This window comes from Rhodococcus gordoniae, from assembly GCF_001646655.1.
Lineage (GTDB): Bacteria > Actinomycetota > Actinomycetes > Mycobacteriales > Mycobacteriaceae > Rhodococcus > Rhodococcus gordoniae.
Genome location: NZ_LPZN01000005.1, coordinates 1 through 15,093, shown reverse-complemented (window position 1 = coordinate 15,093; position 15,093 = coordinate 1). Strand labels below are relative to the sequence as shown.

The 15,093-nt window shown below is 65.6% G+C and carries 11 protein-coding genes and 2 pseudogenes; 8 read left to right on the top strand and 5 right to left on the bottom strand.

Annotated features, from left to right (window positions below):
• Nucleotides 1–1,345, bottom strand: a 1,345-nt coding sequence (locus A8G18_RS04630) for an MFS transporter (protein WP_084421502.1), incomplete at its 3' end; no start/stop codon positions are given.
• A gap of 129 nt (nucleotides 1,346–1,474) precedes the next feature.
• Here A8G18_RS04630 and A8G18_RS04625 point away from each other — a divergent pair.
• Nucleotides 1,475–2,143: a TetR/AcrR family transcriptional regulator gene (locus tag A8G18_RS04625; protein WP_006554624.1), complete on the top strand. Its 669-nt coding sequence runs from the start codon at nucleotides 1,475–1,477 to the stop codon at nucleotides 2,141–2,143.
• Between the two features lie 23 nt (nucleotides 2,144–2,166).
• On the opposite strand, the gene A8G18_RS04620 is transcribed toward A8G18_RS04625, so the two are convergent.
• From A8G18_RS04620 to A8G18_RS04610, 3 genes are all read right to left on the bottom strand, one after another.
• Nucleotides 2,167–5,181: a Tn3 family transposase gene (locus A8G18_RS04620; protein WP_039583599.1), complete on the bottom strand. Its 3,015-nt coding sequence runs from the start codon at nucleotides 5,179–5,181 to the stop codon at nucleotides 2,167–2,169.
• A 230-nt stretch (nucleotides 5,182–5,411) separates the two neighbouring features.
• Nucleotides 5,412–6,425, bottom strand: coding sequence for a hypothetical protein (locus A8G18_RS04615; protein ID WP_064062921.1), 1,014 nt, complete (start codon nucleotides 6,423–6,425; stop codon nucleotides 5,412–5,414).
• A 5-nt stretch (nucleotides 6,426–6,430) separates the two neighbouring features.
• The gene (locus A8G18_RS04610; protein ID WP_115311624.1) at nucleotides 6,431–7,609 is read right to left on the bottom strand and encodes a tyrosine-type recombinase/integrase; all 1,179 of its coding nucleotides are present in this window, start codon (nucleotides 7,607–7,609) and stop codon (nucleotides 6,431–6,433) included.
• A 722-nt stretch (nucleotides 7,610–8,331) separates the two neighbouring features.
• On the opposite strand from A8G18_RS04610, the gene A8G18_RS04605 reads away from it, so the two are divergent.
• The 3 genes and pseudogenes from A8G18_RS04605 to A8G18_RS23305 all read left to right on the top strand — a co-directional run.
• The gene (locus tag A8G18_RS04605) at nucleotides 8,332–8,739 is read left to right on the top strand and encodes a hypothetical protein (RefSeq protein ID WP_245207776.1); all 408 of its coding nucleotides are present in this window, start codon (nucleotides 8,332–8,334) and stop codon (nucleotides 8,737–8,739) included.
• Nucleotides 8,740–9,128: 389 nt separating this feature from the next.
• Nucleotides 9,129–9,740: a P-loop nucleotide/nucleoside kinase family protein gene (locus A8G18_RS22715; RefSeq protein WP_147290724.1), complete on the top strand. Its 612-nt coding sequence runs from the start codon at nucleotides 9,129–9,131 to the stop codon at nucleotides 9,738–9,740.
• 658 nt (nucleotides 9,741–10,398) lie between these two features.
• A pseudogene (locus A8G18_RS23305) lies at nucleotides 10,399–10,527 on the top strand (hypothetical protein); the annotation flags it as partial.
• 123 nt (nucleotides 10,528–10,650) lie between these two features.
• On the opposite strand, the pseudogene A8G18_RS23300 reads toward A8G18_RS23305, so the two are convergent.
• Nucleotides 10,651–11,394: pseudogene (locus A8G18_RS23300) on the bottom strand (MFS transporter); the annotation flags it as partial.
• A gap of 134 nt (nucleotides 11,395–11,528) precedes the next feature.
• On the opposite strand from A8G18_RS23300, the gene A8G18_RS04585 reads away from it, so the two are divergent.
• The 4 genes from A8G18_RS04585 (at nucleotide 11,529) to A8G18_RS04570 (ending at nucleotide 15,005) form a co-directional block, all read left to right on the top strand.
• On the top strand, nucleotides 11,529–12,113 hold the full coding sequence (locus tag A8G18_RS04585) for a CGNR zinc finger domain-containing protein (protein WP_245207775.1): 585 nt from the start codon (nucleotides 11,529–11,531) through the stop codon (nucleotides 12,111–12,113).
• 404 nt (nucleotides 12,114–12,517) lie between these two features.
• Nucleotides 12,518–13,000 carry a DinB family protein gene (locus A8G18_RS04580; protein WP_064062915.1) on the top strand — a complete coding sequence of 161 codons (483 nt, stop codon included), beginning with the start codon at nucleotides 12,518–12,520 and terminating at the stop codon, nucleotides 12,998–13,000.
• 226 nt (nucleotides 13,001–13,226) lie between these two features.
• Nucleotides 13,227–13,808: a recombinase family protein gene (locus tag A8G18_RS04575; RefSeq protein ID WP_064062914.1), complete on the top strand. Its 582-nt coding sequence runs from the start codon at nucleotides 13,227–13,229 to the stop codon at nucleotides 13,806–13,808.
• Nucleotides 13,809–14,345: 537 nt separating this feature from the next.
• The gene (locus A8G18_RS04570) at nucleotides 14,346–15,005 is read left to right on the top strand and encodes a hypothetical protein (RefSeq protein WP_064062913.1); all 660 of its coding nucleotides are present in this window, start codon (nucleotides 14,346–14,348) and stop codon (nucleotides 15,003–15,005) included.
• Nucleotides 15,006–15,093: the final 88 nt, after the last annotated feature.

Here is a 15,093-nt window from a genome sequence, read left to right as displayed (position 1 = left end):
AATCGGCGACCGGGCCGCGGGCGGGCTCGGGCAACTGGGGCAGGGCGGGCTGGATGCGGTGGGTGTAGCCGGCGGCCAGCACGCTGCCGGCCACGGCGATCCCGATCGCGGCGCCGATCTCGCGGGCGGCGTCGTTGACCGCGGCGGCGACCCCGTGTTTGGCCTCGGGGGTGTCGGCGACGATGGCATAGGTCGCCGGCGCGGTGCACAATCCCAGGCCCGCGCTCATGATCAGCAGCGGCCACAGCAGGTCGAGGTAGTGCGCGGCGAGTGTCAGCCGGCTCACCAGCACCAGCCCGGCGGCGATGGTGAGCAGGCCGGCCACGGTCATCACCCGTAACCCGACCAGGCTCGACAGCCACGGCGCGATCACCGAGATCACGACCAGCGGCACCACCATCGGCGCCAACGCCAGCGCCGAGGCCAGCGGCCCGTAACCGAAGACCAGCTGCAGGTACTGCACAAGCAGCAGGAATACCCCGAAGGTGACCAGGAACTGGATGGTCACCGACAGCGACCCGGCACCGAAACCACGGCGGGCGAACAACCGCACATCCAGCAGCGGCGCCGCCGAGCGCAGCTCGACGACCACGAAGGCCGCCGTCGCGGCCACGCCGACCCCGGCGGCGGCGGCGACGAGCGGGTCGGCCCAGCCGCGCGCGGGGAACTCGATCACGGCGAACACGATCGCCGCGACAGCGACCGCCACCGCCACCGCGCCCACCCAGTCCACCTGCGGATGCTCGCGCTGGCGGGACTCGGCGATGGTGCACGCCAACCCCGCCAGCACCGCCCCGGCCACGGTCAACCCTACGAACACCGATAGCCACGACCATCGTTCGAGCAGCACCCCGGCACCGAGAATCCCCAGTATCGCCCCGGATCCGGCGACCCCGGCCCATATCCCCACCGCCCGGCCGCGATGAGCGGGGGCGAACCCTGCAGTGAGGATCGACAGCGTCGAGGGCATCACCAGCGCGGCGCCTGCCCCGGCCAGCGCGCGCGTCGCGATCAACCAGGCCGGGTCGGACAGCAGCAGCGGCAGCGCCGAGGCGGCGGCGAACACCACCAACCCCACCACCAGCACCACGCGGCGCCCGTAACGGTCACCGACGGCGCCGGCGGGCAGCACCAGACACGCCAGCACCAGCGTGTAGCCGTCGACGATCCAGGTCAGCTGGGCTTGGGTGGCCCCGGTCGCAAGCGCGATCTGCGGCAACGCCGAATACAACGCCGCCATCGCCGCGACCACCAGCGCCACCGCCAGGCACGACACCGCCAGCATCCACCACTGGGCCCTGGTCCAGCGGGCGATCTCGACAGTGTCCGTTCCGGGTGTGGCCACCGGCACCTCCCCGACTTTGAAGACCAACGGTATCTGTACGAGACCATTCGTATCATAGTGGTTGGGGGGTGGGATAGAGTTCACCCATATCAAGAGTTCAACGACACGAATTCGGAGGAAGGCGCGTCCATGACCGACCCAGGCCCGGCGGCGACCGACCCGCTCGCCGCGGACGACGAGCAGGCCGATCCGCGACTGGCGCGCTCACGCAACCGGTTGCTCGACGCGGCCACCCATCTGCTGTCCACCGGCGGTGTCGAGGCGGTCACCGTCGAGGCGGTCACCCGCGTGTCGAAGGTCGCCCGCGCCACCCTCTACCGGCACTTCGGCAGCACCACCCAGCTGCTCGCGGCGACTTTCGAACGACTACTTCCCCAGGTCGACACACCGACCGGCACCGGGCCCGTGCGTGAGCGGCTCCTGGCGCTGCTCGCCAGCCAGGCCGACCTCATCGAACAGGCTCCGGTGCAGATGACCACCCTGGCCTGGCTGGCGATGGGTTCCATCGGCGAGGACCACCCCGACCCGGCCGCGGTCACCTCGCTGCGCGCGCGCGTCATCGAGCAGTACCGCCACCCGTTCGACCAGATCCTCACCAGTCCCGAGGCCCGCGCGATGCTCGGCGAGCTCGACACCACCTTCGCCATCATCGAACTCCTCGGCCCGATCGTGTTCGCCCGTCTCACCGGATTACGCAGCATCGACCACGACGACTGCACCCGGCTCGTCGACAACTTCCTCACCGCCCACCGAACACCCACGCCAGCAGACACCGCTATCGACATCGCCACGCCGTAACCACGGGCCCCGGTTCCGCGCGGTCAGAACAAGGTGTCGCGCACCCGCAGCGGCCGGTACCCGGTCGGGCCCAGCTGGGCCAGCTCGGCGTCGATGTCGACCTCGATCGCGCCGAAGAAGTTGATGTTGGCACTGTGGGCCGGGCTGATGTGGGCCAGGACCTCGTCATCGATACGCTGCCCGGTCCGGCGCATCTGCTCGACAGCGAACCCGTAATACTCTGTGGTCCAGGCGATCACAGCGTTGGTCGTCAAGGTCAGGCACCAGGCCTGCTCGGTCTGGTCCTCGAGGTGGCGCGCCCGGATCATCCCCTCATGGGCATAGAGCAGGTCGCGGCGCAGCGCGTGCAGCGACTCGCCCTTGTTGAGCTGCCGCGAGATCTTGCGCCGGTAGTCCGGATCGGAGAGGTATCTCGCGGCGTAAATGGTGCGCCGCAGCGCCCCGTACTCCTTGAGCGCCGCGGCCAGGGTGTTCTGCCGCCCCGACGCCGACAGCTTGCCGACCAACAGCGACGCGGTGGCGTGCCCGAACTTCAGCGATCCGGCCAACCGCAGCAGATCGTCCCAGTGCTCGGCGATCAAACCCAGGTTGGCCTTGCGGGTCATCAGCGGGCCCGCGTGCGGGAACCGGGCCTCGGCCTCGGCGCGCGGGCCCGGCCGGTACAGGGTGATCCGCCCCAGATCCCGGATCCGTGGCGAGAGCTGCATCCCGAGCAGGTCGAACAACCCGAAGTTGACCAGGGTGACCCCGTGGGTGTCGGTGGCGTGCTCGGTGATCGGCAGATCGGTGGCGTTGCCCAGGATCTCATCGAGCACGTAGTGGGCTTCGCGTTTGGTCGCCACGATGACCTTGGTGCCGTAGGTGGCGTGGGTGTCGCTGACATGGGTGTAGGTCGACAGGCCCTCGCTGGCGAAATAGCGGCTCAACGGCCGCGCCGTGGTCGACTTACCGCGCGTCGGGAAACGCTGCCCGTCGCTCGACGACAGTGTTCCGGCGCCGAACACCGCGGTCAGCGGCAGCCGCTGGTGGTAGCCGACCAGTACCAGGTTGGCCGCGCGCAGGGTCTCCTCGCGCACATACCACTCGTCGGTCCAGGCCAGGATGTCGTAGGTGATTCCGCACGCCTCGGCCATCCGGGTCAACCCCAGGTTCGTCGAGTGCGCCAGCAGTACCGCGATCAGGTTGCGTTTGAGCTCCGGCGTCCGGGTGGCCTGACCGCCGGCGTGGGTGAAGCAGTCCAGGTAGCCGGTGCGTTTGTCCAGCTCGATCAGCAGCGACACGATCGGCGCGAACGGCAGCATTTCGGTCAGCTCGGCCTTGAGCGTGATCGCCTCGGCGGGAACATCTTCCGCGCTCAGCGGCGAGATCACCAGATCCCCGCCCTCGTCCAGCCGGACCGGGCCGTCCCCGCCGGCCAGCACCTCCTCCAGCTCACCGAGAGCGTCGTGCAGTTCGGCGACCACGGTGGCCAGCGCGACGCCAGGATCGGCGGATCGCCCGACCAGGCCGCAGAACTCAACGCGTTGCGGTTCCCACTGCCCGGTGGTGAGCAGGTAGGCGGCCGGGTCGGCGTAACGGCGCGAGCCCGGCACGAACACATCCCCGCTGCGCAACCCGTCACGCAATCCGAGCAGCACACACAACTCCCAGTAGTGCCGATACGCGGTCGCGCTGCCGGATTTGCGGGCCTCGTCGAGGTAGCCGCGCCACTTCATCGGCACGAACCCGGTCGGGGCGTCATCGAAGACCTTGCGCCGCCCGGTCGCGTTCAACTCGCGCAGCATGTTCACCGCGATCAGCAACTCGGTCGCGGCGGTACCGCCGCAGAAGCGCACCGCTTCGAGCACCGCGGGGGTGAACTGACGCAGGTAGTTGTAGGAGGAATCCAACGCCGCCAGATGCCCGTGATCACGCGGCAACCTGGGCTTGGCCTGGGCGATCGCCGCGCGCAGGCGCTCCCACCCGATCTTCTCGCCGCGGATCAGCGCACCGATCTCCTCATCCGGAACGCCGGGGTCGGTGACGATTTCCAACAGATCGTCCAGCAGCGCCTGACGGTCCTCTCCAGTCTTCCCTCGTTCGGCCAGCCGCTGCTGCATCTTCCGTTCGGCAGCACCGAATTTCACCGAGATCGCCTGATCGAACAACGCCACGACCTCATCGAGGACATCGGTGCCGGACTGGGCCAGCACCGTGAGCAGGATCGGATACCGGCGTTGCGGATCCCGACGTTGCAGCGCTTGCGGACTCAGGCGCCGGCCCATCGTGGCCAAAAACCGGCGCCGCTCGGCGGGCAGCACCGACATATCCAGCCGATCAGCGCCCAACCCGCGCAGGAAACCCAGCTTGTCGACCTCGGCGCGGACCGCGGCCGCCGAGGCCTCCACCGGCCCGGTCGACAGCCACCGCAACCGCGAGATCCCCAGCGAAGCGTCGGTGACAAGCAAGCCGTCCAACTCCGCGCACCGCGCCGCAGTGAACTCGTGAGCGAGCCGGTCATAGGTTTCGGTCTGGGCCTGGTGGCGGGCGTGGGCGACCCGCTCGACCACGGTGACCGGGCCTGGCCGGATCACCTTCGCCGAGATCAGATACTCACACGCCAGCCGGAACAGCAGAGTCGGGGAATCGTGCTCCATCGCCCGCGCGAGCAGGAACTCATCGAGCTCCTTGAACTCGAGCGCACCGACCGCACGCCATCCCAGGTACCGCGCGGCCAGGCGCACATGCTCGGTGCGGGTCTTGGCTCGCCTGCCGTAGGCACCGATCACCACCGGATCCAACCGCAACTGCTCGGCGACACGAGCCACCGCCACCGGCGGAGCCGTGACCAGCCGATCCGGCACGAATCCCAGCCACGGCAGCGTACACAACGCGATCGCCAAGCCCAGCCGCTCGGCTGGGCCCCGGCCCCGGCCCGGATCCACGAACGCCAGATCCGCAGGCGTCAGCGTGAAGTACCGGAACAGCTCCTCGCGGCTGATCTCCGGGAATCCCCGCAGTCGTTCCAACTCCTCGTCCGCGAACATCCGCGTCGCCACGACCCCAGCCTCCACCAGCACCGACCAACATCATCATCGGCAGTCAAGCACCAACCAGTCGACAGCGCATGCCGAACTCGAAACCCCGTGCCCACCAGTCGGATACGCCAAATCCGCCCGATTTCCGGCGGATGCTACGGCTACCCCAAGGCAGACCGATCGCGGTATTCGCTTGCATTACCTGTATTGCTTGCCTGAATCTTCCGGCCGATCCTGCCCGTATCTGCCGACTACAGTCCCTCCAGAACTCCCATCAAATCCTGGAATAGTGCATCGGTTCGGGCTTCGATCTCGTCGAACATATCGGTGAGGTCTTCGAGTGCCTCGTGATCGCGGCTGCGGGCAGCGGTCCCACGCTCGTAGTAACCGGAGTCGAGTTCGATCTCCGGCTCGACCCAGGTATCAACGTCGTCCCGTTGGGGGACAGGTAGCGCCCGACGCACCGGGGCCCGGCCGGACAGATGAGCCCGCACCAGCACCGACACCGACTGCGGAGTCATCGGTTGCGCATAGGGGAGGTGTCCCCAGCGGTCGATCGGACACAGCAACGGTTGCCGGGCCTGCTCCACATCGAGCGGATCGACGATGATCTCGATCGGATCGGTCAGGTGATGGCGCAGCAGATGCGTGCCCGGATACTGGTCGAGAAACGCCTGGATCTCCGCCCACCGCCGATAGAGCTCGACCGCGGGGTTGTCCCCGGTCTCGGGATCCGGTGGGAGACGGAATCGTTCGCCGGCCCGGGTGGTGACCACGAGGATGTCGCCGTCGAGGCGGATGTCGCGGCGGCGCAGCCGGGTGATGTCGGTGAAGCTCATGCCGGTGGCGGCAAGGACGAGCAGGAGGGCGTCGCGGCGGCCGAACAGTCCGCTCGTCCATCCGGTGGTGGGCAGCTCGGCCGCTGTCTGCAGCAGAAGCCGAGACAGCCGATCGAAGCGTTCGGCGCGGGTGGTGTCGAGGTGCCGGCGCACCGTCTCGGTCCTCCCCGGGGCCGGGTAGCCGTGATCGGTATGGACGGCGTTGATCGCCGACAGACGGCGTCGCTGCGTCGCGACCGCCGCGGGGTGCTCGTGCAGGAACAGCGCCAGGGTCTCGGGGCCAGCCGGAATCGGCGACCGGTCGGCCGCAGTGCACCAGTCGGCGAACAGCGCCCAGTCGTGGCGATAGCGGACCGGGATCCGCAGGCCCAAGTCGGCCTCGTGAACATCGTTGCGGCGGATGTCTTCTCGTTCGGTACTGGTCATCGCGGTCACAATCCGAGATTCGTGACAGCGTTGCCGATGAGCGGGGCGTGTTCGCGGGCGTAGGTTTCGAGCATGGCGGGGGTGCTGTGCCCGGTCTGGCGCATGATCGCGTGCGCGCTCGCGCCGTTGCGGAAGGCCTGGGTGACGAACCCAGCCCGCAGCGAATGCCCACCGAGCTGTTGGACGATCTCGGGGTCGTAACCGGCCTGTGCGGCGCGGCGGCGGATCGCCTTGTGCACGGCCGCCCCCGACAACGCGGTGTCGGAGAGGTTGCCGTTCTTACGGATCGACCGCAACAGGGGCGAGCTCGGCACCATGCGCGGCCGCGACCCGCGGCACACGTGCGCTGCGAACGGTTCGGCAGTGCGGAGCAGACGGATGACGGCGGGCCGGCCCCCGGCGTCGAATGCGGCGACGACCTGCGCCCACCGCAGCCACGCACACGGCGGACAACTCGTGTGCGAGTGGGTGAACGGCAGGGCCCGGACACTCCCCCGCCCCTCCTGATCGGTCTTCGATTTCCGGAGCTTGATGTGCAGGCCGTCGAGCCGGTGCAGCGAGACATCACTGCACGTCAGCGCGACGAGTTCGCTGCGCCGGAACGCCCCGGCGAACCCCAACAAGAAGATGGCGGAGTCGCGGCGTTCGAGGACCTCCGCGGCCCAGCTGCCGCAGTCGGCCCGCGCACGCTCGACGATGGTGACGACGTCGGCGGTCAGCAGCGGCGCCCGCGGAGTGCGGGGCCGCTCCCCCACCGCGGCGTAATCGCGGCGGATCCCGGACAGGGTCGCGGTGACCAGCTCGTCCGCCCCGGGAGCGGGATGGCCGGCGCGGCGGTGGTGGAAGCCGATCCCGGCGACCCACCGGGCCAGCGTCGAGGGTGAGTAGGCCCGCTCCCCCACTTCCGTGACGGTTGCGGCGGCGCCCAGGAGGTAGGCGGCGACGGTGAGCGGATGCGCCGGCAACGGGCTGTGCCCTTCCCGCGCACACCACGCGGTGAAGCGCTGCCAATCGGCGGCATAGTTCCGGCGGGTCGACTCGGACCGCGACCGCGCCGCCGTCCCGGCCACCTGCGTGAGGGTCTCGACCGGCAAGGCCGGCACGGACGGCGTGGCGCGCTCCGAGGCGGTCGGCACGGAGGCGTCGGAGGGGTCCGGATGGCGCATCACCAGGTCGTCGGGCACGAAACGAGAGCCTACCGCCCCGCACCGACACTCTCGAGCAGGAAAACGCGCTCAGCAGGGGTTTCGACGGTGATGGTGCGCTAATGGCAATTAGCAGCACCGACACCGCACAAACCATGAGTGACATATCGCCGGGACGCCGAACCCACGAGTTTTACCCTGGTTGTAGGTTCTCGGTTTCAGTGTCAGTTTCTCGATTTCATGTCAGTTGGCCGTCAGCGGCGTGTCAATTTCTCAAATTCGTGTCAGTTTCGGGAGCCGGAAAAGTGCCCCGGAGCAGCGAGATTTGAGGTCAGGTACGTGCAGGACTCAGGCGCTCCTGTCGCGACGACCCTCGCTGCGGCAGATCCCCATCGGATGATCCTGGGACTGCCAGTACGGAAAGTCCGCAGTCACCCATCATCGGCACTATTCCGGGATGTTCTGGTCGGGCCACCAGCCGTGGTCACGCCGGGCCTGACGCGAACTTCGAGCACCGCCGATCAGCGCCGATCGGACGATGCAATCCCAGTTGCTTCACGCCGCATCACCTCGGCCATCAGCCGGCCTTTCCTATGATGTGCGAGGGGCACGGACCACTGGGACGTACGGTCGGTCCTCTGCCGATCGACTGCTTCGGTCGCAGAAGGAGAGACACGATGTTGTACACCGGCAGAGCCAGCGTCGACCGAATGTTCTGCGTGAAAGACGCGGACGATCGGGCTTGGGAAGAACTTCCTCCGTTGCCCGAGCCAGGCTTCGGTCTGCTCGCTGCCGACACCGGGATGGTCTACGTGTACACGGGGATGTCCATGGGACCACTCGACCTGCAGGTCGAGGTCCTCGGTGATGCTCCCGATCTCGTCGACAGCGGGTGGGAAGACATCGAGGAAGCCTCGCTGCAGACCTACTCGGATATCGCCACGGTCCTCACCGGCGCGGAGGAACCCGTCGATGGATTCCCGGACACGGTGCTCTCGGCCGGCACCGGAACCTATCGGGTCCGTGCCTATGCCGCAGGACGCGACCTGGCGTGGGATCTCGTCGTCGACGAGGTGGTCGAGCGATACAAGCTGCAGATCTGGCCGGCACCGTACGCGCCGCCTCGTATCGTCCAGCATCACAGCGCCCACGCAGTGATGGGCTACTAGAAACTCTGTCGGCAGGCAGGATCGAGTTGATTACGTTGTCGAGCGGACGACCCTGCGAACACATGAGGTCATTCTGAAACGGTCAGTAAGACGAGACCGGAATTTCTGAGGGTTCCGACAAGTTCGTGAGAACCCGGACTGACACGAATTTGGAAACCCACAGTTCCAAGGACCGTCCTACTGACACGTCCGGCGAGAACCTACACTGGTTGTAGGTTCTCGGTGTGAAGTGACACGCGAGTGGTCCAATTGCCAACCCTTCTGCCCAATCGTGCCTAGGGTCTCTCCAATACTACTGTTCTACTGGGAAAACGCTCGCTCGCAGTGCCGTCGGGCACTTGCCTTCCGCACGCAGCTCGAGGGCCGGATCGATGGGGGACGAACAAGGCATGACAAGTACGGCAAGCGGGGTGTCCGATCGGCAGGCCGAGTGCAGGCGCATCGTCTGGATCAACGGCGCTTTCGGAGCCGGCAAGACAACAGCTGCACGCCTACTCGCCCACGCTATTCCAGGGTCAGTCATTGTCGACCCTGAAGCGGTCGGCGCACTACTACGTCCTGTGCTCCAACCAGTTGCAGCCGTGCGCGACTTCCAGATGTGGAGCGCGTGGCGCACACTCGTTGCCGCAACGCTCAATGCAGTCGTGCACGAACTACCGGATGACGGCCCGCAGTTGGTCATCGTTCCCCAGACCATCACCGACGAGTCCTACTGGACACAGATCAGAGCCGCACTCGATCCACGAGTCGATGTGACTGGCGTCGCCCTGTACGTAGACTCCGGCGAGCATCGACGTCGCGTCACCGAGGACACAGAAGAGCAGGATGCATTGCGCTGGCGGCTTGGTCATTTTGATCACTTCAACACTGCCGAGTGGATACGCACGGCATTCACAAGCATTGACACATCGACTCTGACGCCCGAAGCTGTCGCAGCCGCGGTTGTACACGTTCTTCGGCCAAGTCCCCACAAAGGCCATCAAGGCACTCGGTACACATAGCTAGACTCAGCTGAGATCAGCGAACAGCACCGAACGGCGCGAGCCCGGCTGTGAGAGTCCGACGTCAGCCGCACCCGCATATGAACGGATGTTCGTGTCGGCCGGCGGTTTGGGCGCCACGGCGGACCGCAGACGGCGATTGCTGCATTTCGCGTCGGCTGGCTCGCCGACAGTGCCTCCGTCGAACACTTCCCCGGGTATCGAACTCGCCAGTTTCTCGATTTCATGTCAGTCGGCTCCGTCCGCGATGGCCAGCAAGGGTTCGCGGACGGTCGAATACCTGCCATACCGATTTCCGAGCAGGGCTCATAGGGTGGGGTGGGTCTGGTCCGGCCGCCGGAAGGACCGTGGATCCAGGAAGTCGGTGTTCTCGTCGAGCTTCGTCCAGGGTCGTGACAGGCCCGTCCTGTGAACGTGGCGACATGGCAGGTCCGTGCGCTGAACTGTCCGTATCCCGGTGAATTATCGGCATCCCCAGCAGGACCTTCTTTCTCGACGGCTACTGCATCGTCCGGTGGGCGGGAATGCCGGGTCCTGCCCGGTGGTGAGCTCGGGGTCGGTCATTCAGGGGGATCCGACGCAACCCGCTCCAGCTGAGTTGACCCATCACTTCGTTTTGAAACAATACTTTTTCGTTGGGTTTTTCTAAAATAGCTGTATGTCTCGGAACGGGTCGGCACGTCGCATCGGCAATGTAATTCGGGATCTACGTCGCACCCTGGGACTGTCCCGCCGACACTTGGCGGAACTGAGCGGGGCGCACGTACAGACGATCGGCGCCCTCGAGCGGGGAGATCAGCGGCCGAGTCTGGACCTGGCAATGCGCATCAGTGCCGCGTTCGACCGCACTGCACACTGCGACGAGCGCCATCAGCCATCCGGCGGCAGAGGTCCCGAGCCCCAGCTCCACCGCGAGTTTCGGCATGTGGGTGGTGAACATGTAGAGCGAATAACCGCATCCCGCGAAGCTGAGGCCGATCAGCCAGAACTGAGGATCTTTCAGTGCTTGATGAAGGCTGGTTGCAGCGAGCGTCGGAACGGGAGTCTTCTCCGTTTCCAGTCCCACATCGCCGGGGCCATTCCGGGCGCCGAACCAGATGACCGGAACGACGATGGCGAGCATCACACAGCCGAGGATCGCGAAGGCGGTTTGCCATCCGAACGTGGAGATCAGGACTCCTGCGAGCGGAAGTAGCAGTAGTTGGCCGGCGTTGATGCCCATCGAGCTGATCGCCAGTGCCTGGGGGCGCCGGCGTACGTGCCATCGCGTCACCAGGACCGATGCGGGCATCGAGCTGCAGCCGGCGAATCCGATCGCGACGATGATTCCGAAGAGCAGGACGAACTGCCAGAACTCTGTGACGGCCGCGAGAAGAAGGTAAGCCAGGCCCATCAGCGCGGCGCTGGCGGTCATCACCGTTCGTGGACCCGACCGGTCGATGAGCCAACCCATGACCGGCTGGGCCAGCCCCCACATGAGGGTGCTCGCTGCGACGGTGCCGCTCGTGGCTGCGAGTGACCACCCGAAGTGCCCCATCAAGGGCGGGATGAATTGGCCGATTGCCAGATTCAGCCCGAAGGCGCCGGTCAGCGATATGAACGCCACTGCGGTGATGCGTGTGCCCCAGCTGCTGTGCAGTACGGACCCGTCCATGAATCCCCCCTAAGCTAATGGATGTGTATTGCTTGGCCGTTAATTAGGTATCGCAGCACGAGAGCTAACGCAAATCAAACGGGGATACCATTAGTTCTATGACGCGACAGCCCCATCCCTCCCCGACTGCGCCCGTGAGCGGAGAACCCCTCGCCCTGGAATTGGTGAACACCACCTACATCGACGGAGGACTCCGGGGGCATCGTGTCGACGCACTGACCACCACGGACCAGCTCACCGCCTGGGCGGGCGAACATGCCGGTCAGTTCAGTGATGAACTACCCGCGGTTCTCGTGGAACGAGCCTGCACCCCGCGCACGCACGAACAGTTCCTCTCGCTGCGCGAGGCGCTACGCAGCTGCCTACAGTCCGTTGTCGAGCACGCAGTACCCAACGGCGACTCCCTCGCGGTCATCAACGGATTCAGCCGCTACAGCGGATCTCGCCTGGAAATCTCACCCGGGAACCCTGTAGTGGTGACGCGGCGGTGGCAGGTCGACGATCCGTGGTTGATCGCGCTCGGCGAAGTCGCGTCCGACGCGTGCCGACTGCTGATGCCGGATCTGATCGGCCAGGTGCGGGCATGCCCCGCGCCGGGATGCATCCTCTTCTTCGTCAAGTCCCATCCTCGGCGAGAGTGGTGCTCACCGGTGTGCGGGAACCGCGCCAGGGTCGCACGGCATGCCCGTGCCGGTAGGACGGCGCCAGGGACGGCCTGACTTTCTCGTCGCCAGTCTCGCGCCAGAGACAACTCCGGCCAGCGGCACCATCAGGTCCACCGACCCACCCCGGACCACAGCTCGCCGGCACCGCGGTGCGTCAGCAGGGCGTGTGCACCGTCGCGGGGAGTCGTCGACTGCGCATCGTCGGCAAACCGCCCCGAACGATCGTGCGCCCGATGGTGTTTTGCGCGTAGCGGTGCTCTCACGTGGTACCTTCGTAAGGTCCGCTGCGCCACTTCTGATGTGGCTGCGATCCCATCGGCGGCAGAATCAGGATTCCTAGTCGCGAAGCACGCGACCATCCGGCGCCGGTTCCTTTCCGGCGAACCGTTTCCGAACCACCACCAGCCGATCGGTCTGTCTGGCGTGCGCCGGACCGGCCAGGAAAGGGCCAACCTACGATGACCACTTCAATCCGTCTTCCCGGCACCGAACGAGAACTGCTCGAGACCGTGCTCGACCAGGCACGCGCCGATCTCCTCGACACGGTGCGCGGCCTGTCTGAAGCCGACGCCAGAATCCGCCTCGTGCCCTCGCTGACAACCCCGATATCCCTGGTCAAACACGCCGCGTTTGCCGAGCGAATGTGGTTCCAGCGCACGCTCGGACGACTCTCTGATGACGAATGCGACGGCCCACTGTGGGCACACGGAGGGTTCGAGGTGGGCGATGACGAGACGGTGACCGAGGTGATCGGGGAGTTCGAACGTGCCAGCGCCCGAGCCAGATCTATCGCGGCGCGGATCCCCCTGGATGAGACCCGTGAGCATCCGCACGTGGGAGGTGTCGTCAGCCTTCGCTGGATCTATGTGTACATGACTGCCGAGTTCGCCCGACATGCTGGCCACGGAGACATCCTGCGCGAACAGATCGAGGCCCGGTGACCGGCTCCTCCCCTCTTTCACGGGAAATCGGGCTAGCTAGCCTGCCCCGATGTTCCCACCGCAGAAGAGTCGTCCTATTGACGATCCTCAAACAGCACACCCCGCAACGGCCCGGGACTCGATCGTGTCCTGCGGAAGCCGGCCGTCCGACCGTCCTGTTTAACCGTCCTGCATTTCGGTCCCGTATAGCTGACCCAAACAGCACTATCGTCGCCTCACGGACGGAATCCTGATCGGCTATGCCCGATGCAGCACCGCGGGCCAAGACCTGCGAGCGCAACGCACAGCCCTCAAACGCCTCGGAGTCCCCGACGACCGGCTCTACACCGACAAGGGCTACACCACCGGACGCAACCGACACCGACCCGGTCTACGCGAAGCCCTCGCCGCCTGCCGCGAAGGCGACACCCTCGTCGTCGCCAAACTCGACCGCCTCGGCCGCTCCGCCGTCGACCTCCGGGCGATCGCCGACGAACTCGAAGCCAAAGGCACCCGATTGAGCATCGGCGGCTCCGTCCACGACCCGACCGATCCCACCGGAAAACTCTTCTTCGGCATGCTGTCGCTGATGGCCGAGTTCGAATCCGACCTCATCCGCGCCCGCACCCGCGAAGGCATGGCCGAAGCAAAAAAGGCTGGCCGACTCAAAGGCAAGCAACCGAAGCTGTCCGCCCTGCAGCGCAAACGCTTGCTCGCCGACTACGAATCCGGCGAATACACCGCAGCCCAGCTCTGCGAGATCAGCGGACTGTCGCGCTCCGCGATGTACGCCACACTCCGCCGCGCCCGAGAAGAGATCACCGCTTAACGGCAAACTTTCTTAAGAAGATCGGCACCAACGACTATCGCTGTGTCTTCGAAGCAGACCGGATAGATCAACATGGCCGGGGTCATGGCCGAACGGTTCTCCGCCCGGCCATGACCTGGCATTTCACGAGAGACCAGGATCAGTCCGATTTCCGTGGTTTTGTCAGCTGTCCGACGATACCTAGCACGCCGTTCGCAGTGGTGATGCCGGCCGTCCAGTCGAACATCCATGCCGCAACGCACCCCGCCACAACAGCAGGTACGGCCGCGACCCAGGGCACCCAACGACGCCCATCGGGAATATCAGAGTTACGAGGAGAGGTGAGGGAAGGTACCTTCATAGGTGTTTCCTTCGTTCGATGGAGCGTTCTTGAGAGGGACGAGACATATTCGAAGGGACAGATTGACTGCCTCGGGGTCGCGCCAACGACTCCGGGGCAGTGCCTCTTTCAAGGCCGGAACTATTGTCGCAAACCACTCTCCTTGGATGTCCACAAAGACAACACTTAAGCCCGGAGATGCCCGATAAGCTGGTCGAATGTCCCGAGGCTTCGGCGTCAAACAGCGTCAACTGCTGGACGCAATGACCATAAAGCTGGCCGAACAGCACAACGGCGTGAAGCATCGGTGGCGATGGTTCACCCTAGAAATGTGCGGACTCGTCACGAAGGCCACACCGCGTTCAGAGCGAGTCGCGCTGACGCGAGCCGTACGGCGAATGGCAGAACAAGGGATCCTCGAAACTACCGATGAGTTCCCATACAAGTTCTTCTGGATGCCATGGGGACCACTAGACATCCTAGGACCGGTATTCCGGCCAGGGCGCAAGCTCTGGTTCCGACCGGCGCCCGATGAAAACGTCAGGTACGTCGAGCACGTCGTCCGGTCCTCAACCAGTCCGCCAGATGAACTTGAGGACTTCGACGACGAGGACTGGGACGATGACGAGAGCTGGGACGACGAGGACTTCGACTACGGGAGCAACGACACTTCGTTCTGGAAAATGGTCGAGCTCCTACCGGACGACGATGTACTGACCGCCAATTTCGTACCGTGGTGGTACGTGGGAAACGAGGCTCTCAGCGAGTTCTTCGACTTGATCTACGAGCGTCAAACGGTGCGGGCGAAAGACTCGGAGATGGGCCACCACCTCGCGTGGGTCATCTTCGGCACCGCCCCTGGTCAGCGGCAAGATTGAAGTAGATCCTCCCCCCGACGGCAGAGCACCTTCTCGGGTCAATCGCGTTTACGGTGTTGACCAGGGGTGATCCGCCCCCGGACCCCCT

Excerpts from the sequence above, each read along its gene's own strand:
- A8G18_RS22715 (WP_147290724.1), top strand. The coding sequence starts at position 9,129 with ATGACAAGTACGGCAAGCGGGGTGTCCGATCGGCAGGCCGAGTGCAGG.
- A8G18_RS04615 (WP_064062921.1), bottom strand. The coding sequence starts at position 6,425 with ATGACCAGTACCGAACGAGAAGACATCCGCCGCAACGATGTTCACGAG.
- A8G18_RS04580 (WP_064062915.1), top strand. The coding sequence starts at position 12,518 with ATGACCACTTCAATCCGTCTTCCCGGCACCGAACGAGAACTGCTCGAG.
- A8G18_RS04570 (WP_064062913.1), top strand. The coding sequence starts at position 14,346 with ATGTCCCGAGGCTTCGGCGTCAAACAGCGTCAACTGCTGGACGCAATG.
- A8G18_RS04625 (WP_006554624.1), top strand. The coding sequence starts at position 1,475 with ATGACCGACCCAGGCCCGGCGGCGACCGACCCGCTCGCCGCGGACGAC.